26 protein-coding genes are annotated in these 24,835 nt (G+C 67.5%); 12 read left to right on the top strand and 14 right to left on the bottom strand.

The window, feature by feature from the left end; translation table 11 throughout:
• Positions 1 to 28 precede the first annotated feature (28 nt).
• A complete protein-coding gene (locus BKA25_RS18935; RefSeq protein ID WP_069847875.1) occupies positions 29 to 499 on the top strand; it encodes a hypothetical protein in 471 nt (156 codons plus the stop codon).
• 94 nt (positions 500 to 593) lie between these two features.
• Here the strand turns inward: BKA25_RS18935 and BKA25_RS18930 are convergent, their stop codons facing one another.
• The 3 genes from BKA25_RS18930 to BKA25_RS18925 form a co-directional block, all read right to left on the bottom strand.
• Positions 594 to 1,685 carry a 3-deoxy-7-phosphoheptulonate synthase gene (locus BKA25_RS18930; RefSeq protein ID WP_069847877.1) on the bottom strand — a complete coding sequence of 364 codons (1,092 nt, stop codon included), beginning with the start codon at positions 1,683 to 1,685 and terminating at the stop codon, positions 594 to 596.
• A gap of 268 nt (positions 1,686 to 1,953) precedes the next feature.
• The gene (locus BKA25_RS27975; protein ID WP_069847879.1) at positions 1,954 to 2,202 is read right to left on the bottom strand and encodes a type II toxin-antitoxin system antitoxin; all 249 of its coding nucleotides are present in this window, start codon (positions 2,200 to 2,202) and stop codon (positions 1,954 to 1,956) included.
• Between the two features lie 4 nt (positions 2,203 to 2,206).
• Positions 2,207 to 3,121, bottom strand: a complete 915-nt coding sequence (locus tag BKA25_RS18925) for an SPFH domain-containing protein (RefSeq protein WP_069847881.1) — start codon at positions 3,119 to 3,121, stop codon at positions 2,207 to 2,209.
• A 154-nt stretch (positions 3,122 to 3,275) separates the two neighbouring features.
• On the opposite strand from BKA25_RS18925, the gene BKA25_RS18920 reads away from it, so the two are divergent.
• Complete coding sequence (locus tag BKA25_RS18920; protein ID WP_069847883.1) at positions 3,276 to 3,659, top strand: VOC family protein; 384 nt, start codon at positions 3,276 to 3,278, stop codon at positions 3,657 to 3,659.
• Positions 3,660 to 3,820: 161 nt separating this feature from the next.
• The gene (locus BKA25_RS18915; protein ID WP_221312373.1) at positions 3,821 to 4,288 is read left to right on the top strand and encodes a hypothetical protein; all 468 of its coding nucleotides are present in this window, start codon (positions 3,821 to 3,823) and stop codon (positions 4,286 to 4,288) included.
• A 381-nt stretch (positions 4,289 to 4,669) separates the two neighbouring features.
• On the opposite strand, the gene BKA25_RS18910 is transcribed toward BKA25_RS18915, so the two are convergent.
• The 3 genes from BKA25_RS18910 to BKA25_RS18900 form a co-directional block, all read right to left on the bottom strand.
• Positions 4,670 to 5,644, bottom strand: coding sequence for a sigma-70 family RNA polymerase sigma factor (locus BKA25_RS18910; protein ID WP_069847885.1), 975 nt, complete (start codon positions 5,642 to 5,644; stop codon positions 4,670 to 4,672).
• 267 nt (positions 5,645 to 5,911) lie between these two features.
• Positions 5,912 to 6,337, bottom strand: a complete 426-nt coding sequence (gene dtd / locus BKA25_RS18905; protein ID WP_069847887.1) for a D-aminoacyl-tRNA deacylase — start codon at positions 6,335 to 6,337, stop codon at positions 5,912 to 5,914.
• 62 nt (positions 6,338 to 6,399) lie between these two features.
• Positions 6,400 to 7,062, bottom strand: a complete 663-nt coding sequence (locus BKA25_RS18900) for a lysophospholipid acyltransferase family protein (protein WP_069853422.1) — start codon at positions 7,060 to 7,062, stop codon at positions 6,400 to 6,402.
• 204 nt (positions 7,063 to 7,266) lie between these two features.
• Here BKA25_RS18900 and BKA25_RS18895 point away from each other — a divergent pair, with 204 nt between their 5' ends.
• On the top strand, positions 7,267 to 7,587 hold the full coding sequence (locus BKA25_RS18895; RefSeq protein WP_069853423.1) for a DUF3099 domain-containing protein: 321 nt from the start codon (positions 7,267 to 7,269) through the stop codon (positions 7,585 to 7,587).
• A gap of 134 nt (positions 7,588 to 7,721) precedes the next feature.
• Here the strand turns inward: BKA25_RS18895 and BKA25_RS18890 are convergent, their stop codons facing one another.
• The 3 genes from BKA25_RS18890 to BKA25_RS18880 form a co-directional block, all read right to left on the bottom strand.
• Positions 7,722 to 8,531 (bottom strand): sporulation protein, encoded by an 810-nt coding sequence (locus BKA25_RS18890; RefSeq protein ID WP_172803753.1) that lies wholly within the window; start codon positions 8,529 to 8,531, stop codon positions 7,722 to 7,724.
• Between the two features lie 160 nt (positions 8,532 to 8,691).
• Positions 8,692 to 9,618, bottom strand: a complete 927-nt coding sequence (locus BKA25_RS18885) for a carbohydrate kinase family protein (RefSeq protein ID WP_069847891.1) — start codon at positions 9,616 to 9,618, stop codon at positions 8,692 to 8,694.
• A complete protein-coding gene (locus BKA25_RS18880) occupies positions 9,615 to 10,520 on the bottom strand; it encodes a pseudouridine-5'-phosphate glycosidase (protein ID WP_069853424.1) in 906 nt (301 codons plus the stop codon). The genes BKA25_RS18885 and BKA25_RS18880 overlap by 4 nt, the downstream gene beginning before the upstream one ends.
• A gap of 57 nt (positions 10,521 to 10,577) precedes the next feature.
• Between BKA25_RS18880 and BKA25_RS18875 the strand changes: the two genes are divergently transcribed.
• Positions 10,578 to 10,841 carry a DUF3039 domain-containing protein gene (locus tag BKA25_RS18875; protein ID WP_069847893.1) on the top strand — a complete coding sequence of 88 codons (264 nt, stop codon included), beginning with the start codon at positions 10,578 to 10,580 and terminating at the stop codon, positions 10,839 to 10,841.
• A gap of 358 nt (positions 10,842 to 11,199) precedes the next feature.
• Complete coding sequence (locus tag BKA25_RS18870) at positions 11,200 to 12,909, top strand: DEAD/DEAH box helicase (protein ID WP_375791891.1); 1,710 nt, start codon at positions 11,200 to 11,202, stop codon at positions 12,907 to 12,909.
• 58 nt (positions 12,910 to 12,967) lie between these two features.
• On the opposite strand, the gene BKA25_RS18865 is transcribed toward BKA25_RS18870, so the two are convergent.
• Positions 12,968 to 13,774: an FkbM family methyltransferase gene (locus tag BKA25_RS18865; protein WP_172803754.1), complete on the bottom strand. Its 807-nt coding sequence runs from the start codon at positions 13,772 to 13,774 to the stop codon at positions 12,968 to 12,970.
• A gap of 343 nt (positions 13,775 to 14,117) precedes the next feature.
• Between BKA25_RS18865 and BKA25_RS18860 the strand changes: the two genes are divergently transcribed.
• From BKA25_RS18860 to BKA25_RS18845, 4 genes are all read left to right on the top strand, one after another.
• On the top strand, positions 14,118 to 15,236 hold the full coding sequence (locus BKA25_RS18860; RefSeq protein WP_069847895.1) for a sugar ABC transporter substrate-binding protein: 1,119 nt from the start codon (positions 14,118 to 14,120) through the stop codon (positions 15,234 to 15,236).
• A gap of 93 nt (positions 15,237 to 15,329) precedes the next feature.
• A complete protein-coding gene (locus BKA25_RS18855) occupies positions 15,330 to 16,109 on the top strand; it encodes an ATP-binding cassette domain-containing protein (protein WP_069847897.1) in 780 nt (259 codons plus the stop codon).
• A gap of 205 nt (positions 16,110 to 16,314) precedes the next feature.
• On the top strand, positions 16,315 to 17,757 hold the full coding sequence (locus tag BKA25_RS18850) for a sugar ABC transporter permease (protein WP_069847899.1): 1,443 nt from the start codon (positions 16,315 to 16,317) through the stop codon (positions 17,755 to 17,757).
• A 6-nt stretch (positions 17,758 to 17,763) separates the two neighbouring features.
• The gene (locus BKA25_RS18845; protein ID WP_069847901.1) at positions 17,764 to 18,927 is read left to right on the top strand and encodes an ROK family protein; all 1,164 of its coding nucleotides are present in this window, start codon (positions 17,764 to 17,766) and stop codon (positions 18,925 to 18,927) included.
• Between the two features lie 130 nt (positions 18,928 to 19,057).
• Here BKA25_RS18845 and BKA25_RS18840 read toward each other — a convergent pair whose 3' ends face one another.
• The 3 genes from BKA25_RS18840 to ppgK all read right to left on the bottom strand — a co-directional run bounded on the left by BKA25_RS18840 (position 19,058) and on the right by ppgK (position 22,094).
• Positions 19,058 to 19,237 (bottom strand): DUF7455 domain-containing protein, encoded by a 180-nt coding sequence (locus BKA25_RS18840; protein ID WP_084642719.1) that lies wholly within the window; start codon positions 19,235 to 19,237, stop codon positions 19,058 to 19,060.
• Between the two features lie 492 nt (positions 19,238 to 19,729).
• Complete coding sequence (locus BKA25_RS18835) at positions 19,730 to 21,136, bottom strand: RNA polymerase sigma factor (RefSeq protein ID WP_069847906.1); 1,407 nt, start codon at positions 21,134 to 21,136, stop codon at positions 19,730 to 19,732.
• Positions 21,137 to 21,335: 199 nt separating this feature from the next.
• Positions 21,336 to 22,094, bottom strand: coding sequence for a polyphosphate--glucose phosphotransferase (ppgK, locus tag BKA25_RS18830; RefSeq protein WP_069847908.1), 759 nt, complete (start codon positions 22,092 to 22,094; stop codon positions 21,336 to 21,338).
• Positions 22,095 to 22,274: 180 nt separating this feature from the next.
• Here ppgK and BKA25_RS18825 point away from each other — a divergent pair, with 180 nt between their 5' ends.
• On the top strand, positions 22,275 to 23,102 hold the full coding sequence (locus BKA25_RS18825) for an inositol monophosphatase family protein (protein ID WP_069853427.1): 828 nt from the start codon (positions 22,275 to 22,277) through the stop codon (positions 23,100 to 23,102).
• A 96-nt stretch (positions 23,103 to 23,198) separates the two neighbouring features.
• Here BKA25_RS18825 and cei read toward each other — a convergent pair whose 3' ends face one another.
• Positions 23,199 to 23,867: an envelope integrity protein Cei gene (gene cei / locus BKA25_RS18820; RefSeq protein WP_069847910.1), complete on the bottom strand. Its 669-nt coding sequence runs from the start codon at positions 23,865 to 23,867 to the stop codon at positions 23,199 to 23,201.
• Between the two features lie 589 nt (positions 23,868 to 24,456).
• Between cei and BKA25_RS18815 the strand changes: the two genes are divergently transcribed.
• Positions 24,457 to 24,759, top strand: a complete 303-nt coding sequence (locus BKA25_RS18815; RefSeq protein WP_069847912.1) for a DUF4193 domain-containing protein — start codon at positions 24,457 to 24,459, stop codon at positions 24,757 to 24,759.
• Positions 24,760 to 24,835 lie beyond the last annotated feature (76 nt).

Genomic DNA, 24,835 nt, shown 5'->3' with positions numbered 1-24,835 from the left:
CGGTGTCCGGCGGCATCAGGATGACCGCGTGCAGCCTCGGACAGACACGTCCTATGCCCCGCGTCCGGTTCGTTTCCTCGGCATCGAGGAGGCGGGTGGTTGGCGGATCAAGTGTTATGGCATCGCGGAGGGCACCTGGTATCCGAGAGCCGAACTGGTCGACGCGGGTGTCTCGCGTGCGGTGGAGGTCCTGGGCGCGGTCGGAGCCGATCAGGGTGCCCACGGTGTCGCCTACCTCGTTGCCCACGACGCACGGAACGCGTGCGTGGTGTCGGTGGACTGGTGGATGCGGCGGCATGAACTGTGGCAACGCACCTTCCACGCGCCGGTCGAGCGGCCCGAGGAGTTCGTCGAGGTCCGTGACGCGCCCGCCGCGACGGTCTGGGAACTGGCGGTCACCGGTTACGAACGCGCAGCGTGGATGCGGCACGTGTTGACCAATCAAGCGGGCCCCGACTTCGGCGCGTACCTCGACGACGCCTTCGAGGGCCTGGTCTGACCGAGGTTCGAGTCCACCGATCGATCGGCCCCGACGCCGGGGGCTCCGAGCCTGCGGGCTGCCCGGAGTCCTCCCGGCGTGGTCACCGGATCGGTCAGCCTGCCGCTGCGCCGCGCCGTCGGGCGACGGCGTCGGCCAGCGTACGCAGCGTGGACTCGGTCGATTCCCAGCTCATGCAGGCGTCGGTGATGCTCTGGCCGTAGCGGAGTTCCTCGCCCGCCACGACGTTCTGCCTGCCCTCGACGAGGAAGCTCTCCAGCATCACGCCGACCAGTCCCTGTTCGCCCCCGGCCAATCGCTCGGCGAGTTCGCCCGCGACGACCGGTTGCCTTCGGTGGTCCTTGCCGCTGTTGCCGTGGCTGGCGTCGACGATCGCGCGGGCAGGCAGTCCGGCGGATCGCAGGAGGTCCATCGTCGTGGCGATCGTCGCCGCGTCGTAGTTGGGTCCCGCCGAGCTACCTCGGAGCACGACATGGCAGTCGGGGTTGCCGGTGGTGCGCAGGATCGCGGCCAAACCGCCGTCGGTGATGCCGGTGAAGACGTGGCTGGAGCCTGCCGCAGCGACGGCATCGACCGCGACCTGTACATCCCCGTCGGTGCCGTTCTTGATGCCGATGGGCATCGACAGGCCGCTGGAGAGTTGTCGGTGCACCTGGCTCTGTGCGGTCCGCGCGCCGATGGAGCCCCAGCTCACGGTGTCGGAGATGTACTGCGGTGTGATCGGGTCGAGGAATTCGCAGCCGACCGGCAGACCGAGATCGAGGATATCCAACAGCAGCTTCCGCGCCAACCGCAGGCCCTTGTTGACCTGGAAGCTGCCGTCGAGCTCGGGGTCGTTGATCAAGCCCTTCCACCCGAGCGTGGTGCGGGGCTTCTCGAAGTAGACGCGCATCACGATGCGCAGTTCCGTGCCTACCGATTGGGCGAGCTCGGCCAATCGGCGAGCGTAGGTCAGCGCGGCGTCCGGGTCGTGCACCGAACATGGTCCGACCACGACGAGTAGGCGATCGTCCCGACCGTCGAGGATGTCGGTGACCTCGTCCCGTCCGGTGGTGACGACCCGAGCGGCATCGTCGCTCAGCGGCAGTTCGTCACGGAGCAGGGCGGGGGAGACCAACGGCCTGATCTCGGCGATATGCCGATCTCGAACCGAGTCGGTGCTGGCGGGGATTGCGAGGGACACGATCGGCGCCTTTCCGCAGACCGAACCCCAACAGCATCAGAGCCGGCCTGCCATGAATGGGCAGTGCACGCGAGAACAGGGAGAAGACCCTGTTCGCCGGCTCTGGATGGGAGTTGTCTGGTCAGCGCGTGGTCTCGCCGCCCGGCCCACCCAGGGCCGGCTCGGTAAACCACCAATAGCGCTGCACGGCGGAGATGCTACCCGAGGTTTCGAGTAGCACCTCCGCCGAGGCACTGCGAGTCGGTCGACTTCGATCGCGTACTACGCCGATTCACTCGTCTATCGGTTTCTCGACGGGGTCGGTCTCGGGTGGCGGCTCGTCAGGTTGTTTCTTGGGTGGTCGACCGCGCCGGGCGGGCTTACCTGCGTTCTTGGGGAGTCGTCCAGCGGAGTCGAGGGCACGGCGGAGGAGGAATTCGATCTGCGAGTTCGCACTGCGCAGATCATCGTTGGCCCACCGCACCAGCGCGTCGTGCACCGCTGGGTCCAACCTGAGGAGGACGCTTTTTCGCTCCGCCACGGCGCTACTGGTAGAGGGATCCCGTGTTGACCACCGGTTGCGTGGACCGGTCGCCGCACAGAACCACTAGAAGGTTGCTGACCATGGTTGCCTTCCGTTCCTCGTCGAGCTCGACCACGCCGTGTTCGGCGATCTTGTCCAACGCCATCTCCACCATGCCGACGGCGCCTTCGACGATGCGAGTACGGGCGGCGACGACCGCGCCTGCCTGCTGCCGCTGCAGCATGGCCTGGGCGATCTCCGGTGCGTAGGCCAGGTGGGTCAATCGCGACTCGATGACCCTGACCCCGGCGGACTCCACCCGGAGCCCGATCTCGGCGGACAGCTGCTCGGTGATGTCCTCGGCATTCTCGCGCAAGGAGGTTCGGGTCGAGCTGTTGGAGTCGTAGGGGTAGCTGGTGGCGATGTGACGGACCGCGGTCTCCGTCTGGGTCTGGACGAACCGGACGAAGCTGTCGACCTCGAACATGGCCCGTGCCGAGTCCTCGACGTGCCAGACGACCACGGCCGCGATCTCGATGGGGCTGCCATCCGCGTCGTTGACCTTGAGGACGGTGGTCTCGTGGTTGCGGATCCTGGTCGAGACCTTGGTGCGTGAGGTGAAGGGGTTGACCCAGCGCAGTCCGTCCTCACGGACGGTGCCGGTGTAACGGCCGAGGAATTGCAGGACACGCGCCTCGCGGGGCTGCACCATGATCAGGCCGCTGAGGATGACGATCCCCAGGATCAGCACGACTGCGGCCACGCCGATGAGTGCGATGCCGCGGTCGATGCCCGCCAAGCCGAGGATCACTCCGCCGACGAGCAGGATGAACCCGAGCAGCAGCATGAGTGGTCCGGATGCCACGAACGCTTTCCGTTCGCGGACTACCGGTGCCGGCATGGGCACCTGCTCGATAGCCGGTGTCGAGGTGGTCATGGTTTCCTCCCGTTGTTCTCCGTTGCCGCCGACTATAGCAAACTGATATCAGATTTTTGATCGGCAGGGCGAGATCGATCCTGCTGAGTCCGGTAGGAGTCCTCGGGCCGTGCGAGGCTGAAGATCCTGACTTCGAGCGGAGAAGGGCGTGGCTATGGAGGTTTTGAGCGGTCGGATGCTGCTGCGACCGGCGGATCGCGACCGCAGTGTGGCGTTCTATCGGGACACTCTCGGACTGGCGGTCCACCGGGAGTTCGCCGTCGGAACCGTCTTCTTCCTGGGCTCCGGCTTTCTGGAGGTCTCCGGAGAGGGCGGTCGCGGTGCGAGCCCCGATCAATCCCTGTGGCTACAGGTTCGTGATCTGTCTGCGACGCTCGACGAGCTACGCGGGCGCAATCTACCCATCCTCCGGGAGGCCCGTCGCGAGCCATGGGGGCTCGACGAGGCGTGGATCGAGGATCCGGACGGGATGCGCATCGTCCTGGTCGAGATCCCGGCCGACCATCCGCTCCGCCGCGACATCCGGCCGTTGCCATAGTCGGTCCGGCAAGGGATGTCGACATCGCGTGATCCGGGTGGCTGCGCCGAGCTGCCCGGTCGGTCCTCCCGGCGTCCACGCGAAGATAACGAACAGGTAACTGCACCATTCGGAGCAACCCGGTCCGGCGCGCACTCCGTCCTATGAGCATGAGACGCCTTATGAACGCAGTAGGTGCGGGGGTCCTGCTCCTGGCAGTCTCCGCGTGCGCCGATACCGGAGACGACGTCGGGTACGGCGGGACGCCCACACCCGAGGAGACCGAGGCGACCGAGTCGCACAGCCGGGACATGTCCGCGCCGGAGATTCCGCCGATCGAGGAGGCACCTGCGGACGCGGAGCCCTTCGCCGTCGAGCAGGTCGACAGCGCGGCGCTGCCCGAGGACTACCCCGTCGAGGTGTGGACCAGCGAGGACGGCACCGTGGTCGGCACCGATGGCCGCGAGGGTGGCTGCACGGTCGTCAGCGCCGAGCTCGTCGAGGAGACCGCGGACTCGGTCACCATCGAGCTCGTGGAGACCGGCCCCGGTGAGGACGCGATCTGCACCCAGGACATCCGTATCCGCCCGGTCAGCGTCGAACTGGCCGAGCCGATCGGCGAGCGCACCGTGGTCCTCGAAGCGAGTTGATCGGGTTCCCCAGCAGGCCAACCGACCAGCCCCCCAGCCGATGCCCGGTTCCGCGAATGCGGGGCCGGGCATCGTGCTGCGTACGACACACGCTGGAGAGAGGGGAGCATCGCGCACGAGCGTTGGGTCTCCTCGACGGCCGATGCCGCTCGGTGCTCGGGCACGCCGAGGCGCCAGGTCGACGGGCTAGGCAGTGGGCCGGGTTGGCGCGCGAGTCGTTCTCGGACGTGGACGGGAGGTCGGACTCGCCCCCGACGAGTCCGACCTCCCGGATGGAGGCGGGGACGGGCTGATCGACCGTCCCCGCGCGCGCTTGACTACGAGATTGCCGTGATCTGAATCACAAGTCAACTCGGCTGTTCGGGTGATGCGGCCGACGAATCAGCTCGCGTAGGCACGCAACCGTTCGGCACGGTCGCCCTGCCTGAGCTTGGCCATCACCTCGCGTTCGATCTGGCGAACCCGTTCCCGCGACAGACCGAAGCTGCGTCCGATCTGGTCGAGCGTCCGCGGCTGGCCGTCGTCGAGCCCGTAGCGCAGTCGGATCACATGTTGCTCGCGATCGTCCAGCGTGCCCAGCACTCGACGGAGGTCGTCCTGGAGCAGGCCGGAGATGACCGAGTTCTCCGCGTCGGTGGCCTCGGAGTCCTCGATGAAGTCGCCCAACGGGGCGTCCTCCTCGGCTCCGACCGGCATGTCCAGGCTCACCGGGTCGCGGGAGTGGTCCAACAGGTCGCCGACCTTGTGCGCCGGGATGCCGGATTCCTCGCTCAGTTCCTCGTGGGTCGCCTCGCGGCCCAGCCGTTGGTGCAGGTCACGCTTGATCCTGGCCAGCTTGTTGACCTGTTCGACGAGGTGGACGGGTAGCCGGATCGTGCGGCCCTGGTCGGCCATTCCCCGGGTGATCGCCTGACGAATCCACCAGGTGGCGTACGTGGAGAACTTGAAGCCCTTGGTGTAGTCGAACTTCTCCACGGCGCGGATCAACCCGAGGTTGCCCTCCTGGATCAGGTCGAGCAACGGCATGCCTCGGCCGGTGTAGCGCTTGGCGAGGCTGACCACCAGGCGCAGGTTGGCCTCCAGCAGGTGATTCTTCGCCCGGTGGCCGTCCCGGACGAGTGCCCGCAGATCGGTCCGCCGCGCAGGCGAGAGCCGCTTCGCGGTGTCCAGCATGTGCTGCGCGAAGACCCCCGCCTCGATGCGTTTGGCGAGGTCGACCTCCTGCTGGGCGGTGAGCAGCGCAGTTCTGCCGATCCCGTTGAGGTACACCCGTACGAGGTCGGCGGCGGGGCCCTGTGCGTCGAGGTCGGCCTCGGCGTAGGCTTCGGCGGTAGGGATGGTCTGCGGGATGGTCATGGACTTCCCTCCCTGTCACGGGATGTCGGCAAACTGTGGCAGGACACCGCCTGCGTTACAGCGCTGGCGGAGCACCCTGCCAGGGCGCCGTGGATCGGATCTCTGGCTCGGAACGTCGGCTTATATGGCTAACGCGCTCGGGTCCCGGTTCGTTCCCGAGTCGCACACACAGAAGACGTCGCCGTCGTCACAGGGGTTGCTTCGGCGTGCCTGAGGATCGCCTGAGAGAACCCACCAGACATCTGGGTGTCCGACCACCGGCAGGCGTCAAACCTCGACGAGCACCGTGAACGGACCGTCGTTCACGCTCTCCACCGCCATCTCGGCGCCGAAGCGTCCGGTCGCCACGCGAGCACCGCGTCGTCGCAGTTCAGCGATTGCCTCGGCGACCAGGGGCTCGGCCTCGGCAGCCGGTGCCGAGGCGCTCCACGAGGGTCGTCGCCCCCTCCTGGTGTCTCCGTAGAGGGTGAACTGGCTGACCACCAACAGCGGTGCTCCGGTGCTCGAGCACGACTGCTCGCCGGGCAGGATTCGAAGCTCGTGCAGCTTCCCCGCCATCGCCACCGCTCGCGAAATGTCATCCGTGTGGGTGACGCCGAGCAGGACGAGGAGGCCGGGCTCGTCGATCGAGCCGACCAGTTCGTCCGCGACTCGGACGGACGCTCGGGAGACTCTGGCCACTATCGCTCTCATGTGTCTCAACCTTCACTTCCGCAGTCACAGCCTGCCGAGCGCACCGGACATCCCGCCGTCGATCAGGCGGCGGCCTGCCGGTAGCTGTCCACGTACTCCGCACCGGAGAGCTCCAGGATTCGGTAGACGACCTCGTCGGTCACCGCTCGCTGGATAGGGAGTGAGGTGGCCATCCCGTCGTATCGGGAGAAGTCCATCGCCGGGCCGAACCGCACGGTGATCGGCCTGATTCGGGGGAAGCGTCGTCCGATCGGTTGAACATCCTCGGTGCCGCTCAGTGCGATGGGCACGACGGGAGCACCGGTGTTCAGCGCCAACCGCCCCACCCCGGTGCGGCCTCGGTACATCCGGCCGTCAGTGGAGCGGGTTCCCTCGGGATAGATGGCGAAGGCACCGCCCGACAGCAGGACTCGTTCCGCCTGCTGGAGGGCGTCCTTCGCCGCGCGGCCATGGCCTCGTCGCACCGGGATGTGGCCGAGGCTGCCCAGGAACCACCGCAACAATCGGCCACGAACGGTCTTGCCCTCGAAGTACTCGGCCTTGGCCAGGATGGCGACGCGACGCGGCAGGACGAGGGGGATCACCAGGCTGTCGACCACCGAGAGGTGATTGCTCGCGAGGATGACCGGGCCCGACTTCGGGATGTTCTCCAGACCCTCGATGCTCGGCCGGAAGACCAGGCGGGCCAGTGGTCCGACGACGTTCTTGGTCAACCCGTAGAGCACCGTGCATCTCCCTCGTGATTCGCCGGATGGAACCGGCCGCCTACCCGGGCCGTTGATCGCGCCGCTCGATTCTCGTCCCGCGCGGACGCCGAATCGGTTCCCGGTGGCGGTGACCTGTATCACCCGCATGGGCGGCTCGGTCCCGATCGGATCGCAACCGGCCGATGGTGGCACGATGAGTGGCCGAAGGACGAGGTGGTGTGCATGAACGGGTCCAGCAGTGGTGATCACCCGATCCTGATCACCGAGGCCGCACCGTCGCACGAGGATGAACACGCCCGGCGTCGACGCAAGTACTCGACGATGATGGCGATCCGGCTGGCCTGCGTGATCGCGGCGGCCTTGACCTACCAGATCTGGTGGCTGGCCCTCGGTTTCCTGGCTCTGTCGATCCCGTTGCCCTGGATGGCCGTGTTGATCGCCAACGATGCGCCGCCTGCCAAGCGCGAGGACGTCAACAGATTCCGCCGGGGCTCCCGGGCCGTGGAAGGCCGGGATCATCAGGTGATCGACTCCGCCGATTGATCGCCTGCCCGCCGCACTCCGCGATGCGATGGACGGGGTGACCGAGGGGTTCGTTGTAGGGGGCGACGCTCACTCCGGCGGCGAGGCGATCGTCCTCGCCGACTGTGCATCGCGCCGCCCCCGGCGGCCCGTTCTCAGCCGAGGATGGCGGGCGTCCGCGCGACGTTGGTCAGCCAGGCCTGCAGCCGGTCCTCCCAGTCGATCTCGTCGATCTCCTCGTGCAGGAGCACGAAATCGCCCATCGTCGTCTCGCCGCGAGCCGTGATGTCCTCGCCCTTGCTCACCCGGACTCGCTTGTCCACCTCGAGCACCACCTGGAGATCGTGCGCGCGGGCGACGAAGGTCAGTTCGACATCGTGCAGGTTCTCGGAGAACTCTGTCGGCGGCTCGTACTCGATCTCCTGGATGAACGGCAACTGCTGCTCGACGCCGCGCAGGGAGTTGTACTCCATGTCGGCGGCCTTCGGCACGAAGCCGATGTTGGTCATCGCATCGAGGATCCGCTGTTGGGACGGCAGTGGCGTCACCACTATCGGCGCGATCGCGACCGCGTCGACGAAGGTCATGTTCAGGTCGGCCTCGGCACGGATGCCCACCGCCATTCCGCTGAGGAAGCCGGTCCTGCTGATCGTGATGGGCGTCTCCCACGGCATGGTCAGCTCGAAGGGGAGCATGATCGATTCGCCGGGCTGGATCAACCTGCGGGAACCGACCTCGACCTTCGTGAACGGCAGCGTGACGGTCGGGTCCTCCGAGGGATCCGCACTGCTGTTCTCACCCATGTGCACCTCGGTGACCAGGTCGACCGATAACGAACCCAACTCCTGATCGACCTGACCACCGAGGAGCAACACCTGACCCGAGATGGTCTCGCCCGGGGTGACCTCGGGAGCCGATGGCAGTACCTCGACCGTCGCTCCGCCGTGTCCGAACGTTGCCAGCACCTTCTTGAGCATTAAATCCCCTCCGCCTGCGTGGGCCGCCCCGACGTGCCGTCGGCCCCTGCCGAGCGCGATCTTCTCATCCTCCGATCGAGGGAGTGACGACGAATGACGAGATCGAAGCCGTATCGCCCACCTCTCCCGGCCGGGGATGCCCACGAGATCAGGCGGGTCGGGCATCCAACGGCGGCGGTTGTGCCCCCACATGGCTCACCGCGCTGCTGCCTGCGCTGACTCCCGCACGCAACGCGTCGAGCGGGGCGCCGCCACGCAGCCAGGATCCGAGGAAGCCCGCGTTGAAGGCGTCACCGGCGCCCGTGGAGTCCACGCATTCGACGGCAGGCGCCTCCACCGAGATCACGCCTTCGGCGTCCACCCAGCTCGCTCCGGATTCGCCCGTGGTCACCACCACCGCGCCGACCAGCCCCAACAGACTCGCCGCTGATCGAGGCTCCGGCGACCCCGTCAACGCCGTCAGCTCGTCGGTGTTGGGCAGCAGCAGGTCGACACCCTCGATGGCAGCGAGGAAGTCGTCGTTGCCCTGCGCCCGCAGCAGCGCAGCCGCCTGCGGGTCGACCGAGGTGGTCAAGCCCGCCTCCTTCGCGGCACGCAGCGCCGCCACGCCTGCGGGCCTGGACGTCCGATCCAGTAACAGATAACCGGACAGATGCAGATGCGCCGGTCGCTGTCCCGCCGTGCCGTCCAGGAGCCCCGGATCCAGATCGTCGGGGGACACCCGGCCGCTCGCGCCACGGTCGGGGAGCATGGTGCGCTGTCCGTTCGCATCCACCAACACGACGACGCAGCAGGTCGCGGCGTTCGGGTCCACGGTGAAGACGCAACGCACTCCTGCCGAGGTGAGTTCGGCCGCAGCCTGTCGCCCTGCGGAGTCGTCGCCGACCCTGGCGACCAACAACGGCTCGACATCGCAGCGGGCCAGCCACACCGAGGTGTTCGCGCCTGCACCACCAGCGGTCATCGTGACCCGGGCTCGGGTGTCACCGCCGAATGCAAGGGGCGCGCGATGCGATGCGACCACGTCCAGCCCCGTGTCGCCGACCACGACCACCCGGGGGCGGGGCGCGGTCATCGGGATTCCGCGAGCGCGACGGCCACCGCCGCTGCCAACTCGGCGTTGGACACGACGAGTTCCTCGTTCGCGTCGAGGCTGGCGCCCTCACTGGTGCGATGGAAGTGCTCGAGGAGCAGCGGCGTGACGTCCTTGCCGTGCACCCCCTTCTCCGCCAGCAGCTCGAGTCCGGTGCGCAGCAGTTCGTCGTGAAGGGCGCGCGGCATCTCGTGCACGGCGGGGATCGGGTTCGCCAGTACAACGCCCGCGTCGCCGGGAACGGAGGCGTGGTGGGCGGCGATCACGGCGGCGGCCGCCTCGGGGCTGTCCACCCGCCACGGCGAGGGCAGTCCCGAATCACGCAGATAGAAGGCCGGGAAGTGGTCGGTGCGGTAGGAGAGCACCGGAACCGAACGGCTTTCCAGCACTTCGAGCGTCGCCGGGATATCGAGGATCGACTTCACACCCGAGCAGACCACCGTCACCGGAGTCGACGCCAGTACGTCGAGGTCGGCGGAGACATCCCAGCTCGTCTCGGCCCCCCGGTGCACCCCGCCCATCCCGCCGGTGGCGAACAGCGAGATACCCGCTGCGTGCGCGAGCGCCGAGGTGCTGGCCACCGTGGTCGCGCCGTTACCCCGCAGGCCCAACGCCGGACCGAGGTCCCGGCGGGAGAGTTTGACGAGATCGGCGGCCGGGTCGCACACCCGATCCAGCTCGGCCTCGGTCAGGCCGATCCGCGCCGTGCCGTCGAGCACCGCGATGGTGGCGGGCGCCGCGCCCGCATTACGGATCACGGTCTCCAACCTGGCGGCCACCGCACGGTTGCGACCGGCGGGCAGGCCGTGGGCGAGCAGGGTGCTCTCCAACGCCACCACGCCTCGACCCTGTGCGAGGGCGTCGGCGACCTCCTCGTTGATCATCAGCTGCTTGGCGGTCACAACGCCTCCTGTAGTCCGTGCCTCGTTGCCTGGGGCATCATGGACGATGTGAGTACTCCGACGCAGACGCTGCCCGATGTCGATACCCGCCCGGAGGGCGTCGACACGACCAGCGACGACACGCCGAAGATGTTCCACTACGTGCGCAAAGCCAAGATCACCGAGAGCGCGGTGACCGGTACGCATGTGGTGGCGCTGTGCGGCGAGGTGTTTCCCGTCACGCGTTCGCCCAAGCCGGGTTCCCCGGTGTGCCCGGACTGCAAGAAGATCTTCGAGGGTCTTCCGCCCGGCGGCAAGGACTGACACCAAGACCTGCATCGCCGCCGGTGTAGCAGCTCCGGCCTGCCTCGGTCGTCGTGAACGAGGAGACGTTCGAACCCCGATCCGACGTGCTCGGTTCGGGGTCCGCGCCGTGCCCGACCGCCACCTGCGGCGGCCGCTGAGCCTGCGCGTTGACGGGTAAACTCCCGGCTGCCTCGACCAGAGACCCTCGCCGATCCGGCGTGGAGAGCTCACGCCGGGGGACCTCGCCCGTCCGGACCTCGGACCGTCGCGCCGGAAGGAGATGCAAGCCGCCGTGGCTCACTCGCCAACGGATCGCCTCACCGCCGTCTCCGAGTCCTCGGAACCACCGGCGCCCGCGGATCCGCGAGGACGCCCGCTGCGTGCTTGGCAGCGTCGGGCGATCACCCGATACCTGGCCGACTCTCCGCAGGACTTCACGGTGGTGGCGACCCCCGGTGCGGGAAAGACCACCTTCGGGCTGCGCATCGCTGCGGAGCTGTTGGCGGACCGGGTGATCGAACGGGTCACCGTGGTCACGCCGACGGAACATCTCAAGCACCAGTGGGCCGAGTCCGCCGCCGCCGTGGGGCTGGCGATGGACTCGTCCTTCCGCAATGCCGCAGGTGCCAGTTCGGCGGACCTCGATGGCGTTGCGGTGACCTATGCGCAGGTCGCGGCACACCCGACACTGCATCGGGTTCGCACCGAGCGCCGCAAGACCCTGGTGATCCTCGACGAGATCCACCACGCGGGCGACGCCAAATCGTGGGGCGACGCGGTACGCGAGGCGTTCTCGCCTGCGACCCGACGACTCGCGCTGACCGGCACGCCGTTCCGCAGCGACGACACGCCGATCCCGTTCATCACCTACGAACCCGACGGCGCGGGCTCGCCTCGTAGCAAGGCCGACCACTCCTACGGATACGCCGAGGCCTTGCGCGACGGCGTGGTGCGGCCGGTGCTGTTCCTGGCCTATTCCGGTGAGGCCCGGTGGCGCACGAGCGCCGGTGACGAGTACGTCGCCCGGCTCGGCGAGCCCCTGAGCGCCGAGGAGACCGGTCGCGCCTGGCGGACCGCGTTGGATCCCGGCGGCGATTGGATACCCGCCGTACTGCAGGCGGCGGATACCCGGCTTTCCCAGTTGCGAGCGGGCGGGATGCCCGATGCCGGTGCGCTGGTCATCGCGTCCGACCACGTCTCGGCGAAGGCCTACGCGAAGATCTTGACCACGATGACCGGGGTCGAACCGGTGGTGGTGCTGTCCGACGATCCACAGGCCTCCAGCCGGATCGGCGAGTTCTCGATGTCGGACGACCGATGGATGGTCGCGGTCCGAATGGTCAGCGAGGGCGTCGACGTCCCGAGGCTGGCGGTGGGTGTCTATGCGACGAGCGCGTCGACCCCATTGTTCTTCGCCCAGGCGATCGGGCGATTCGTGCGAGCGCGCAAACCCAAGGCCGGACCCTCCGGGGCGCGCGAGACCGCCAGTGTGTTCCTGCCCAGTGTCCCGGTGCTGCTGGATCTGGCCAGCGAGTTGGAAGCGCAGCGGGACCACGTCATCGGCAAGCCGCATCGCGAGAAGAACGGCTGGGACGACGAGCTGCTGGCCGACGCCAATCGGCAGCAGGACGAGCCGGGCGAGGAGGAGAAGGCCTTCACCTCCCTGGGCGCCGAGGCCGAGCTGGACCAGCTCATCTACGACGGTTCGTCGTTCGGGACCGCGGCCTTCGCCGCGAGCTCCGAGGAGGAGGACTACCTGGGGCTGCCGGGGCTTCTCGAACCGGACCAGGTGCGGGCTCTGTTGCGGCAGCGGCAGGAGAAACAGCTCGACGCCGCGACGGCGCGGAAGGCGGAACAGGAGGCGGCTGCGGGACCGGCTGCTCAGGCGCGTACCAAGAACACCACCGAACGGCTGGCGGACCTGCGTAAGGAGCTGAACACCCTGGTCGCTCTGCACCATCATCGGACCAGGAAGCCGCACGGAGCGATCCACAACGAGCTGCGCAAGTATTGCGGCGGCCCGCCGACAGCGATGGCGACCGTCGATCAGCTGGAGGAGCGGATCGCCACCCTTCGCTCCTGGTGAGCGGGTGTGGCGAGCGCGCGATCAGACCGGTGGCCGGTGTCGGCGGGCCGGGCGGCGATCAGGCGGCCTTGAGCGGCCGTGCGGTGAAGAGGTAGTTGCGGTACACCTCGGTGACCCGTTCGACCTTGCGCCAGCCGTCCTGCCAGACATAGGGGACGTAGTCCAGCTCGGCCAGTCGTCCGACGAGATCCTCGGCCCGGTGCTCGAACTTGGCGAGATGCCGGTCCTCGATCTCCAGCAACAGCGCGGGACGCTGTTCCTTCAGGATCTTGGTCGCGCCCTCCAGCAGCGTCAGCTCCGCGCCCTCGACGTCGGCCTTGATGAAGTGGACTTCCTTCAGCCCCTCCCGGTCGCACAGCTCGTCGAGCGTGATCACCGGTACGCGCAACGGTTTCCGGGAGGCGAATTCCGCGTTGGGGCCCTCGTTCTTGGCCCCGGTGGTGAGGAAGGCCCGCCCGTGCACCGGCAGTCCGTTGCGACGGGGAAGGCTGAGCACTCCCGAACCCGAAGCCGAGCCGACCGCGGTGCTGTGCACGTGGACGTTGCTCGCGCCCAGAGCCCGCATCGCCAGCCGGAGTGCCTTGACCAGGCTGGGCTGGGGCTCCACGGTGTGCACCGCGCCCTGCGCGCCGACCAGCTTGAGGAGTTGGTAGGTGTACAACCCGTACTCGGCACCGATGTCGATGCAGGTGTCACCGGGACGGACGACCGTGTCGAGTCCGAGGATCTCCTTCTCCACGAAGGAGGTGCGTACTGCGAGCCAACGAAGCACGTTGACCAGGTTCTTCGTCCGTCCGTTCACGAAGGCCTTCGCATGCTCCGGCAGGGGTGGCACCGGCCGCAGGCGGGGTGCTGGGTCGCTCAATCTGATCTCCGGTGTTCGGTGCCGACGGTCGAGGCAGTCTGAAACGTCAAGCCCGCCGCGCGGATTGGCCGGACGGACCGTGTCGTGAGCCTAGGCGAACCGGATCAGCCAGATGCCGCTCCCGCAAGAACTCTCAACCGACGTTGCGCCGTTTGTCCCGGTTCGAGCATCTTCAGTGAACGTTACGGCCGAGTTTTGTCAGATCGTGACCTAACTTCTCAAAGTTGTGCCTCTGCCGTGTTCCGCATCACCCGTTAGGACGTTACGTTGTGGCGCACAACATTTCCCCACCCTCCGCGCAGAACGTGCTGCGCTCGGTGCTCGACGAAGAGAAGGGGATGCCATGCGCGCCCAGGCAATGATCGCCGCGACCAGCGGATTAGTTCTCGCCCTCGCAGGTTGTGGAGCCAACCAGGCCTCGGAGGCGCCGGAGGATTCCGGATCCGAGCCGGGCGCAGCCTCGACGGGCCTGGTGGTCGGCGTCGTCCTGCCGGACACGGAGAGCTCCGCCCGGTGGGAGGGCTTCGACAAGCCGTACCTGGAGAACGCGTTCGCCGAGGCCGGCGTCGAAGCCGACATCCAGAACGCCCAGGGTGATATCCAACGGTTCTCCACGATCGCGGACCAGATGATCCAACGGGGCGTCGACGTCCTCGCGATCACCAACCTCAGCAATGAGAGCGGCGCCGCAGTCCAGCAGCGTGCCGAGGCCGCCGGTATCCCGACGATCGACTACGACCGGCTGACGCTCGGCGGAAGCGCCTCGTACTACGTCTCCTTCGACAACACCCAGGTCGGCACCCTGCAGGGCCAAGGCCTTGTCGACTGCATCGGTGATCAGGAGGGTGCACAGATCATCGAGATCCAGGGCTCGCCGACCGACAGCAATGCGACGCTCTTCCAGAACGGGCAGCGCGAGATCCTGCAGCCGCTGTACGACTCCGGTGAGTACGAGCTCGTCCAGAGCCAGCCGATCGACCAGTGGGAGAACCAGGTCGGTGGCCGGACGTTCCAGCAGATCCTGACCGCCAACGGTGGTGAGGTGGACGGCGTCATCGCCGCCAACGACGGATTGGCCGGCGCCGTGATCACGGTGCTGAAGCAGGCAGGTCTGGCGGGCGAGGTGCCCGTGACCGGACAGGATGCCTCCCTGGAGGGGCTGCGTTCCGTGCTGCTCGGGGACCAGTGCATGACGGTCTACAAGCCGGTCTTCGCCGAGGCGCAGGCGCTGGTCGACCTGGCGGTTCCGCTGGCCCACGGCGATATCGAGGCGGCCGATGCGGTGGCGCAGGAGGTCAGCACCGACGAGGAGGGTGACCGTGAGGTTCCCTCGGTGTTCCTGGAGCCCGTCCTCGTGACGGCCGAGAACGTCCAAGAGGTCGTCGACGACGAGTGGGTCACCGTCGAGGACCTCTGTGCAGGCGAGGTCGACGACGCCTGCACCGAGCTCGGTATCTCCTGATCCCTCGCTTCTCCGCCGGAGGCGCGTCATCGTGCCTCCGGCGGCGCACTGCAATTCGTGTTGCTTCTCGTTGATTCTCGAAGGGGTGTCCCCATGGCCGACGGCGATCCGATTCTGGAACTTCGCGCCGTGAACAAGAGCTTCGGCCCGGTCCACGTACTGCACGATGTGGATTTCGCCGTCCGGCCGGGCCAGGTCACCGCGCTGGTGGGCGACAACGGTGCGGGTAAGTCGACACTGATCAAGTCCATTGCGGGCATTCATCCCATCGACTCCGGCGAAGTGATCTTCGACGGAAAGCCGGTGCGGATCAACGACCCGAAGGACGCTGCGGAACTGGGGATCGAGGTCGTCTATCAGGACCTCGCCCTGGCAGACAACCTCGACATCGTGCAGAACATGTTCCTCGGCCGCGAACGTCTCAAGGGCGGACTGCTGGACGAAGCGGACATGGAGAAGGCGGCCCGCAGCACGCTGGCCTCCCTCTCGGTGCGGACCGTCTCGTCGGTCCGCACCTCGGTGGCCTCCCTATCGGGTGGGCAGCGGCAGACCGTCGCCATCGCGAAAGCCGTGCTCTGGGACAGTCGGGTCGTCCTGCTCGACGAACCCACCGCCGCCTTGGGCGTCGCGCAGACCCGGCAGGTTCTCGACCTGGTTCGCCGACTGGCCGAACAGGGACTCGGAGTGGTGCTGATCAGCCACAACCTCAACGACGTGTTCGAGGTCGCCGACCGGATCGCCACCCTCTACCTGGGCAGACTCGTTGCGGAACTCCCGGTCAAGGAGACGAACAACAGCCAGGTGGTCGAACTCATCACCGCAGGCCGGTCGGGTGATCTGGGCCTTCCCCGGGCGGAGAACGCCGCCATCTAGAACCGCGTAGTCGACGAGAAGGCGCTCACGCGCAGGCGGCCACCGGTTCTTCCGGTCGGTGCGACGACGAGCGTGTCACGCACCTCGCTCCGAACAACGCCGCGTCACACGCACCGGACACGACCTGCCTCACTCGGCCGCGCGCCGAACCGCAAGATCACGGCAGCACCGCTAGGCGGTGCCCTCACCGCGCAAGGATGACGACATGACTGAGGTCTCGGCCTCCTCGGCTGACAAACCGCCTGCCGACCAAGCAGCTTCGGATTCCCATGAGAACTTCGGAATCGACACCACCCGCCGCGATACCGCAGGCGCGTTACGCGATTACGTGTCCCGACTGCGCGGTGGCCAGCTCGGTGCATTACCCGCATTACTCGGCCTCGCCACCCTCTTCATCGTCTTCGCGTTGCTCTCGGATCGATTTCTGACCCTGGGGAACCTGGCGAACCTGCTCAGCCAGGGCGCGGGCACCGCCGTGATCGCGATGGGCCTGGTCTTCGTCCTGCTGATGGGCGACATCGACCTCTCAGCGGGAACGGCGAGTGGCGTGGCGGCCTCGGTGATGGCCCTGCACCTGGTCGAGGGCGGCAACCTCCTGGGTGCCATGGGAACCACGGTCTTCGCCGTCTTCTGCGGTGGGCTCATCCTGGCCGCGGTGCTGGCGCTGATCATGCGGGTATGGGCGGGTGCCGCGTTGGCACTGCTCGGCGTGGTGCTGGTGCTGATCGGCGTCCCGGCGAACCCGTGGTTGGAGATGCTGCTGGCGATCTGCGTCGGTGCCGCCATCGGCTGTCTGACCGGATACCTGGTCGCCCGCGTCGGCATTCCGGCCTTCGTCGTGACCCTCGCGCTGTTCCTCGCCTGGGGCGGTGTCGTCCTGCAGCTCATCGGTCAGGGCGGCACCCTCGGCCTACGCAACGACGTGATGTTCTCGGTGGCCAACGGGAACCTGCCGGTGTGGGGCAGCTGGGTGCTCTTCGTGGTCGCCGCAGGCGGTTATGCGGCGCTGCTGCTCATCCGGCACTGGAACCGGCTCCGCAACGGACTGGTCGCCCAGCCGACTCCGCTGGTGCTGATCAGGGTCGGCGCCGTCCTGGTGCTGGGCGCGGCCGCCACCGCACTGCTCACGGTCAACCGGTCCAACAGCGACACCATCGAGATCCAGGGAGTGCCCTACGTGGTCCCGATCGTGTTGGCCCTGCTCGTCCTGGGCACCTTCGTGCTGGACCGCACCCGATACGGCAGGCACCTCTACGCGATCGGCGGCAACCGTGAGGCGGCGCGTCGCGCCGGAATCGATGTCGCCAAGTTGCGCATGAGCGTGTTCGTGGTGTGTTCCACGGTCGCGGCCGTCGGAGCCATCATCTACTCCTCGAAGGTCGGCTCGGTCGACCCGCAGGCCGGTGGCGGCAACACCCTGTTGTTCGCGGTCGGCGCGGCCGTGATCGGTGGCACCTCGTTGTTCGGCGGCAAGGGCCGGGTGCGCGACGCGGTGATCGGTGGAGCGGTCATCGCCACCATCGACAACGGACTCGGGTTGCTCGGGCAGTCCGCCGCGATGGTCTCCATCGTGACGGGACTGGTTCTCCTGCTCGCCGCGAGTGTGGACGCCATCTCCCGTCGACGAGCCGCCGCCGTGGGGCGGTAGTGGCTTATGGCACTGGGAGCCCGTCCGGATGGCGTGCGCAGGCACAACCGCAGCACCCTGCTTCATCGCCTGCACACGGTCGGGCCCGGTAGCCGCACCGAGTTGGCCGCCGAACTCGGCTTGAACCGCAGCACGATCAAGGCACTGGTCGACGAGCTGGCGGCCAGCGGTCTCGTGACGGAGCGCTCCGTCGAGCCCAACGGGACCGCAGGCCGCCCTTCGCTGCTGGTCTCGCCCCGAGCCGAGGCGCTCTGTGTGCTCGCGGTGGATGTCGCGGTCGAACGACTCACCGTCGCCCTGGTCGGCTTCGGCGGCCGCATCCTGGTGGGGCGCAACAGCCCCGCCCGCAGAGGCGACACCGAGCACGGGGTGGTCGTCGAACGGGTCCTGGCGATAGCGGAGACGCTGAGCCTCGGCGGTCTACGACCCGTGGGGGCTGCCGTTTCCGTGCCCGGCATCGTTCGTCGATCGGACGGACTCGTTCATGAGGCGCCCAATCTGCGCTGGAGCGAGGTGCCACTGGGAACACTGCTCGGCGACGGGCTCGGCCTGCCGGTGGCGATCGGCAACGACGCGGACCTCGGCGCGATGGCCGAACACAGCAGGGGCGCCGCCCGCGGGGTCGGCGACGCCGTCTACCTCTCCGCCGATGTGGGAGTGGGCGGCGGCGTGATCACCGGTGGTGTTCCGCTGCGGGGTTCCACCGGCCACGTCGGCGAGGTCGGACACATGATCCTCCGCCCGGACGGCAGGCTCTGCTATTGCGGGTGCCGAGGCTGCTGGGAGACCGAGGTGGGGGAGCAGGCCCTCTGCCGGGCGCTGAGCCTGCCGGAGGACACCTCCCGGCGGCGTCTGGTCGCAGAGTTGCGTGGGCTTACCGAGGAACAGGTAGCGGCCGACGCCGGGCTTGCGGAGTACGCCCGGTGGCTGGGCGTCGGTGTGGTCAATCTAGTGAATCTCCTGGCGCCGGAGCTCGTCGTACTCGGCGGTCTGCTCGCCGAGGTTCCGGCGTCCCTGCTGGCCGGTGTCGAGCAACGGGCGCGGGGACGGAGTCTGGTCGGCCGAGCAGCCTCCAGAGCCGTTCGGATCCGGCCTGCGGAGCTGGGGGCTCAGGCGAGCCTGCTCGGCGCTGCGGAGCTCGCCTTCGAACGCGTTCTCCCGAATAGCTGACCCGATCGGGGGGACCGAGCCCGGGATGACCCGGGTCGGGCCGTTGAGCCGGATTTCCGAGCCCAACACGAATCCGGGCGGGAACCCATCGTGGGTTCCCGCCCGGGGATTCGTAAGCAGGCAGCGGGTATCAGCCGTCCTGGATATCGGCTGCCAGTTCACGGAGACGCGATTCGTGTTCCCGCGCGTGGTGGCCGCAGAAGAGCAGCTCGCCACCCGAGGGAAGGACGGCGCGAACTTGGGCTGCCGCCCCGCAGCGGTCGCAGCGGTCTGCAGCGGTGAGCTCGGGGCGGGTGAGTGTTCCTGTCATGTTGCCTCTCCCTCCGTCCCGGGTCGGGGGTTCCGACGCCGTCGGGCCTGCCGCGTCCACCGGTGGACCCACTCACCGAGCGGGCCGTGGTGTTCGCTGCCACCCACTCTTACAGACGCTCGGCGTCCCGTCAGTGTTCCCGAGGCTCGCGGCGAGCCGGATCACGTCTAAACACCCGGTTGCAGCAGCCCCGATTTCTCGGATGGCCTAACGCCTGCTCAAGAAATCACTGTGAGTATTGCAAATGTCACTCACGGTCGATTTCTGTTGGCTCGTGGGGCCGTCATCCCTGAATCGGGATAAAGACGAGCAGGTCAGAATAGGTTACAGGGATGCGGTGACGTTCCCGATCGGACGCCGACATCCGATAGCCATCTCGATTACGCCCGCAGCGAAAATCGGATTCCGGCTGGCATTCTCGCCCTATCCCGAACACAACGCGGCTCCGAGTCGAAATCGACTCGGAGCCGCGTCGGGCGTAGAACTCGCGCCCTAGTCCAGGTAGTCGCGAAGTACCTGGGACCGGGACGGGTGCCGAAGCTTGGACATCGTCTTCGATTCGATCTGACGAATGCGCTCCCGGGTCACGCCGTAGACCTGGCCGATCTCGTCCAGGGTCCTCGGCTGACCGTCGGTCAGACCGAAACGAAGTCGGACCACGCCCGCCTCGCGCTCGGACAGAGTCGCGAGCACGGACTGAAGCTGATCCTGCAGCAACGTGAACGAGACGGCGTCGACCGCGACCACGGCCTCCGAGTCCTCGATGAAGTCGCCGAGCTGCGAATCGCCCTCATCACCGATCGTCTGGTCCAGCGAGATGGGCTCCCGGGCGTACTGCTGGATCTCCAGCACCTTCTCCGGGGTGATGTCCATCTCCTTGGCGAGCTCCTCGGGCGTGGGCTCGCGGCCCAGGTCCTGCAGCAGCTCGCGCTGGATACGACCCAGCTTGTTGATGACCTCGACCATGTGCACCGGGATACGGATGGTGCGGGCCTGGTCTGCCATGGCGCGGGTGATCGCCTGACGGATCCACCAGGTGGCGTACGTCGAGAACTTGTAGCCCTTGGTGTAGTCGAACTTCTCCACGGCGCGGATCAATCCGAGGTTGCCCTCCTGGATCAGATCCAGGAACGCCATGCCTCGGCCGGTGTAGCGCTTGGCGAGGCTGACCACGAGACGAAGGTTCGCCTCCAGAAGGTGACTCTTGGCCCGCTCGCCGTCGCGCACGATCCAACGGAGATCGCGGCGCATCTGCGGAGAGAGCTTCTCGTCCTCCTCCTCGATCTTGCGCAGCCGCTCGGCGCCGTAGAGACCGGCCTCGATCCGCTTGGCGAGCTCGACCTCCTCCTCGGCGTTGAGCAGTGCGACCTTGCCGATCTGCTTGAGATAGGCACGGACGGAGTCTGCCGAGGCGGTGAGTTCCGCGTCCTTGCGTGCCTGACGCAGGGCCTCGGACTCCTCCTCATCCCAGACGAAGTCACTGCTGTTGGCCTTGGCCACCTCTTCACTGGTGGCCTCGACCTCGGTGATGTCGTCGGTGAGGTCGGCCGTGACCTCGGCCAGCTCATCGCTGCCGGGCGCCGGGTCGAGCTCGACGGCCTCGTCGAGCTCCATGCCCTCGTTGGGACCCGCCTCGCCCTTGGCGGCGCCCTTCTTTGCCCGAGTGGTGGTTGTCCTGGCGGGTGCTTTCTTCGTTCCCGGCGCTGCCTTCTTCGCCGACGTCTTGGAAGCCCCGGCGGTCGACTTGGTCGCCGAGGTCCTCCTGACTGCGGTCGGCTTCTTCGCGGCCGAGTCGGCGTCAAGCTTCGCGGCCGCCTGCGCCGGCGTGGCCGTCGTCGACTTGGCGCCGCCTGCGGCGGCGGAGCTGGAGCGTCGGGTTGCGGTTTCTGCGGCTGCCACGTACGCCCTTTCGCGACGATCGATCACGGCAGGCCGCAGGTCGCGAACCTCGGCCGCCAGATGTTCAGGGGGATCACCCGTTTTACCAGTTCACTGGAGGCAACCGGCCGGGCATGCGTTCCATTGTAACGACATATCCGGTCCGGGGAACGAGGTGCGAGTCCCCCGCCGGCCGCATCGTCGGTCGTCGACCGTCCTGTCAGGCGTGATTCCAGGCCGCAGAGGCGGCGCCCACGATGCCTGCGTCATTCTTCAGATGAGCCGCGACGATCGGGGTTCGCGCATTGAGCAGCGGAAGCCATCGGGAGGCCTTCTTGCTCACCCCGCCGCCCGCGATGATCAGATCGGGCCAGATGACCTTCTCCAAGGCGTGAATATAACGATCTACTCGCTTCGCCCATTCCTCGTAGCTGAGTTCCTCGTCGTCCTTGACCGAGGCAGCCGCCTTCTTCTCAGCATCATGCCCGTCGACCTCCAGATGGCCGAACTCGGTGTTGGGCACCAGCCTGCCGTTCAGGAACATGGCGCTGCCGATCCCAGTACCGAAGGTCAGCACCACCACGAGGCCCTGTCTATCGGCGCCTGCTCCGAAGGTCATCTCGCCGGTCCCCGCCGCATCCGCGTCGTTGAGCACGACGATGTCGTCCACCGACCGGTCCAACCGGCGGGCGAACAACGATCTGGCATCCGTGCCGATCCACGCCTTGTCGACGTTGGCCGCGCTGCGTGCGATGCCATCGGAGATCACGCACGGCAGTGTCACGCCGACCGGGCCCTCCCATTTGAATGCCGTGGTGATCTCGGCGACCACCTCGGCCACCGCCTCGGGCCCGGACGGCTGTGGAGTGGGGATCCTGAGTCGTTCCCCGTCGAGTGATCCCGCCTCGAGATCGACCAGGCATCCCTTGATCCCGGAACCGCCGATGTCAATACCGAAACCGCGGGTAGCGCCGCCCATCCCGAGGTCCTTCCTTCTCGATTCAGTAATGGTGGGGAGACCTTAGGACATATTCCCCGACGATGGTGACCCCCTGGTGTGCCAAGTGGTCTATATCGACTGCCGTCATTTGCAGCGCGTCGATGTCCGGTAGCGATGTGGTCAGATGGAGGGGTGGGACTTCAGGGAGACGATGAGCGGGTGAACCCGCAGGTAAGCCACGGTGAGCTGCGCGACGTAGCGGTCGAGGTGGCACTGATCGCGGCCGAGTTGGTGCGCACGCTGCGTGGTGGCGCGAACGTCTACACGGGGGGCGTGGAGACGAAGAGCACGAGCACCGACGTCGTGACCGAGGCGGACCGGGCCGCCGAACGCCTGCTGCGCACGGAGCTGGCCCGTCGTAGACCGGACGACGCGATCCTCGGCGAGGAGGAGGGCGGCGTCCTCCCGGAGCCGGGCAGGCTCTGCTGGGTCCTCGACCCCATCGACGGGACGGTCAACTACCTCTACGGCTATCCCTGGTTCGGGGTATCCGTCGCCGCCCAGTTGGACGGGGTGTCCGTGGCGGGTGCGATCGTCGAGCCGATGACCGGCCGGGTGTGGAGCGCCGCACGAGGAGAGGGCGCCAGCCTGGACGGGATGCCGCTCGCGGTCTCCGGCGCGACGCGGTTGGAGCTGTCGTTGGTCGCCACCGGGTTCGCCTACGCGGCGGATCGGCGGGCCAGACAGGCCAAGGCCGTCGCGGCGTTGCTGCCCAGGGTTCGCGACATCAGACGCGCGGGCGCGGCATCCTTGGATCTGTGCGCCATCGCGGCGGGTTGGGTGGACGGCTACGTCGAGCACGGGCTCAACCGGTGGGACTGGGCGGCGGGCGCCCTGATCGCCGAGGAGGCGGGCGCACAGGTCCGCTTGCCCGCCGACGAGGACCCCGGCGACGGGATGTCGCCCGACTTCATGTTCGCCTCGGCTCCGGGAATCGCCGATTCCCTGCGTCAAGCGGTGCATGAGACGGGATTCCGGGAGGTCTAGTCCGGCCCGGCGGGCGTCGAACCGTCTCGCCGGACGGGATCCTCCCATCGGAACGCCCGGCAGCATCAGGACGGCTGCCGGGCGGTCGGGAGTGGATCAGCAGTGCACGTCGCGAGCGGCCTCGAGGAGATCGTTGGAGATCTCGATCGGGGCGGCGGCGGCCTGCTCGCCGCCATCGCCCGCCGCCTCCTCCATCTCGGAGCCCGCCATCAGGTCGAAGATCTCCCTGGTGTGCGAGTTCGGGCTCACGTCGGTGAAACGGTCGCCCACCGCGAAGTCGACGGTCTGTTCCTCGCGTCCATCGTCGATCAGCTCGGCGCAGGGCACGGCCAGGCTCAACGTGCGGGCCATGCTCGTACTGCTCTGGCCGTAACGGATCTGCCCGTAGCAGTCCATGTCCTCGGCCGGATAGACCGGATCGTTCGCGGGCTCCTCGGCCTGCTCGAAGCCCAGTTCGTCGAGCTCTGTGGCCACCAGCGTCGCCTGATTGCGCGCCCCGTTGGCGTTGAGGACTGTGACGAAGACCTCCGACGGCGGCAGCGGTTCGGTCTCGTCGAGGGTGTCCCTCGCCTGCACCGCGCCCGGTTCGGGAGCGGGCTCCTCGTCCTGCCCGCCGGTCACCTCGGCGGGCGGATTGCAGCGGATGGCCGCCTCGATGTCGTCCGCCTGTGCCAAGACCTGGGTCCAGACATAGCCCGCCGCCAGGCCCAGAACCGCCAGCAAGATCAATGCGGGAAGTGGTCTGCGACGTCGATATCTGGGCACCCGTCCACCAGATACAGCGCTGCCCTCAGCCACGGTCTGCCGGCCTCCCCGTTGCGCCGAGCCCACCGCAGAGGCGGGCGGGCTTTCGGATTCCTAGCCTATGTCCTCTCGTTTGCGCGCGCCCCACGGCTGGGCCGTTCGGGTCGACTTGCGGCTCGAGTTTGTGCCCGGTGTCTCACCGGGGTGCTCGTAGGCAGGCGGAATGCCCGCAGCGGGCGCGTTGTTGACGTCGGCATCATGCTGAGAACCCCGCTGGTCGTGGGCGCCGGAGGGCGAGATGCCCGATCGGTGTCGATCTGTGACGGTCGCCCAGGGTGACCCGGTGCGCGATTCGCGTCAACGTGGGCTACCCTCGCCCCGCCGCAGGGGCAGCGACGTCCCGGTATGACGAACCCGTTCACAGCGGGTGGCGAGGCGATTCCGCAGCGTGGGATCGTCGATGTGAATCGGTGTGATGCCGAGGAGCTCGCTACCACTGATCGGGTGGATCGAGATCTCCGTCACCGACGGAGGTGGGCACGAATTGGGGAGCTGGGACGTTCTCCAGCGACATGAAACATGTCTCCGTTGATCGCAGGGGTGAAACACGATGGCGACCGACTACGACGCTCCACGACGTAGTGAGTCCGATGAGATCGCCGAAGACTCGCTCGAAGAGCTGAAGGCACGGCGTAACGAGGCGCAGTCCGCGGCTGTGGATGTTGATGAATCGGAAAGCGCCGAGAACTTCGAGCTGCCAGGTGCGGACCTGTCCGGCGAGGAGCTCACGGTCAAGGTGCTGCCCAAGCAGGCAGACGAGTTCACCTGCTCGAGGTGCTTCCTCGTGCATCACCGCAGCAGGCTCGCCAGCCAGCGAGACGGGCAGTACGTCTGTCGAGACTGCGCTTTCTGAGCACGGCCCGTTCCGTGGGAAACGAACGGGGCATGCGGTGAAAGGGATGAATATCAACACGGCGGCGGCACCGGGG

This window comes from Actinoalloteichus hymeniacidonis (assembly GCF_014203365.1).
Lineage (GTDB): Bacteria > Actinomycetota > Actinomycetes > Mycobacteriales > Pseudonocardiaceae > Actinoalloteichus_A > Actinoalloteichus_A hymeniacidonis.
This window is presented reverse-complemented; position numbering and strand designations above follow the sequence as displayed.

Bases quoted from the DNA above. Each gene is read 5' to 3' on its own strand.
- BKA25_RS18925 (WP_069847881.1), bottom strand. From the start codon at position 3,121: ATGACCACCTCGACACCGGCTATCGAGCAGGTGCCCATGCCGGCACCG.
- BKA25_RS18920 (WP_069847883.1), top strand. From the start codon at position 3,276: ATGGAGGTTTTGAGCGGTCGGATGCTGCTGCGACCGGCGGATCGCGAC.
- BKA25_RS18915 (WP_221312373.1), top strand. From the start codon at position 3,821: ATGAACGCAGTAGGTGCGGGGGTCCTGCTCCTGGCAGTCTCCGCGTGC.
- BKA25_RS18910 (WP_069847885.1), bottom strand. From the start codon at position 5,644: ATGACCATCCCGCAGACCATCCCTACCGCCGAAGCCTACGCCGAGGCC.
- dtd (WP_069847887.1), bottom strand. From the start codon at position 6,337: ATGAGAGCGATAGTGGCCAGAGTCTCCCGAGCGTCCGTCCGAGTCGCG.
- BKA25_RS18895 (WP_069853423.1), top strand. From the start codon at position 7,267: ATGAACGGGTCCAGCAGTGGTGATCACCCGATCCTGATCACCGAGGCC.
- BKA25_RS18885 (WP_069847891.1), bottom strand. From the start codon at position 9,618: ATGACCGCGCCCCGCCCCCGGGTGGTCGTGGTCGGCGACACGGGGCTG.
- BKA25_RS18880 (WP_069853424.1), bottom strand. From the start codon at position 10,520: ATGATCAACGAGGAGGTCGCCGACGCCCTCGCACAGGGTCGAGGCGTG.
- BKA25_RS18875 (WP_069847893.1), top strand. From the start codon at position 10,578: ATGGACGATGTGAGTACTCCGACGCAGACGCTGCCCGATGTCGATACC.
- BKA25_RS18860 (WP_069847895.1), top strand. From the start codon at position 14,118: ATGCGCGCCCAGGCAATGATCGCCGCGACCAGCGGATTAGTTCTCGCC.
- BKA25_RS18855 (WP_069847897.1), top strand. From the start codon at position 15,330: ATGGCCGACGGCGATCCGATTCTGGAACTTCGCGCCGTGAACAAGAGC.
- BKA25_RS18850 (WP_069847899.1), top strand. From the start codon at position 16,315: ATGACTGAGGTCTCGGCCTCCTCGGCTGACAAACCGCCTGCCGACCAA.
- BKA25_RS18845 (WP_069847901.1), top strand. From the start codon at position 17,764: ATGGCACTGGGAGCCCGTCCGGATGGCGTGCGCAGGCACAACCGCAGC.
- BKA25_RS18840 (WP_084642719.1), bottom strand. From the start codon at position 19,237: ATGACAGGAACACTCACCCGCCCCGAGCTCACCGCTGCAGACCGCTGC.
- ppgK (WP_069847908.1), bottom strand. From the start codon at position 22,094: ATGGGCGGCGCTACCCGCGGTTTCGGTATTGACATCGGCGGTTCCGGG.
- BKA25_RS18815 (WP_069847912.1), top strand. From the start codon at position 24,457: ATGGCGACCGACTACGACGCTCCACGACGTAGTGAGTCCGATGAGATC.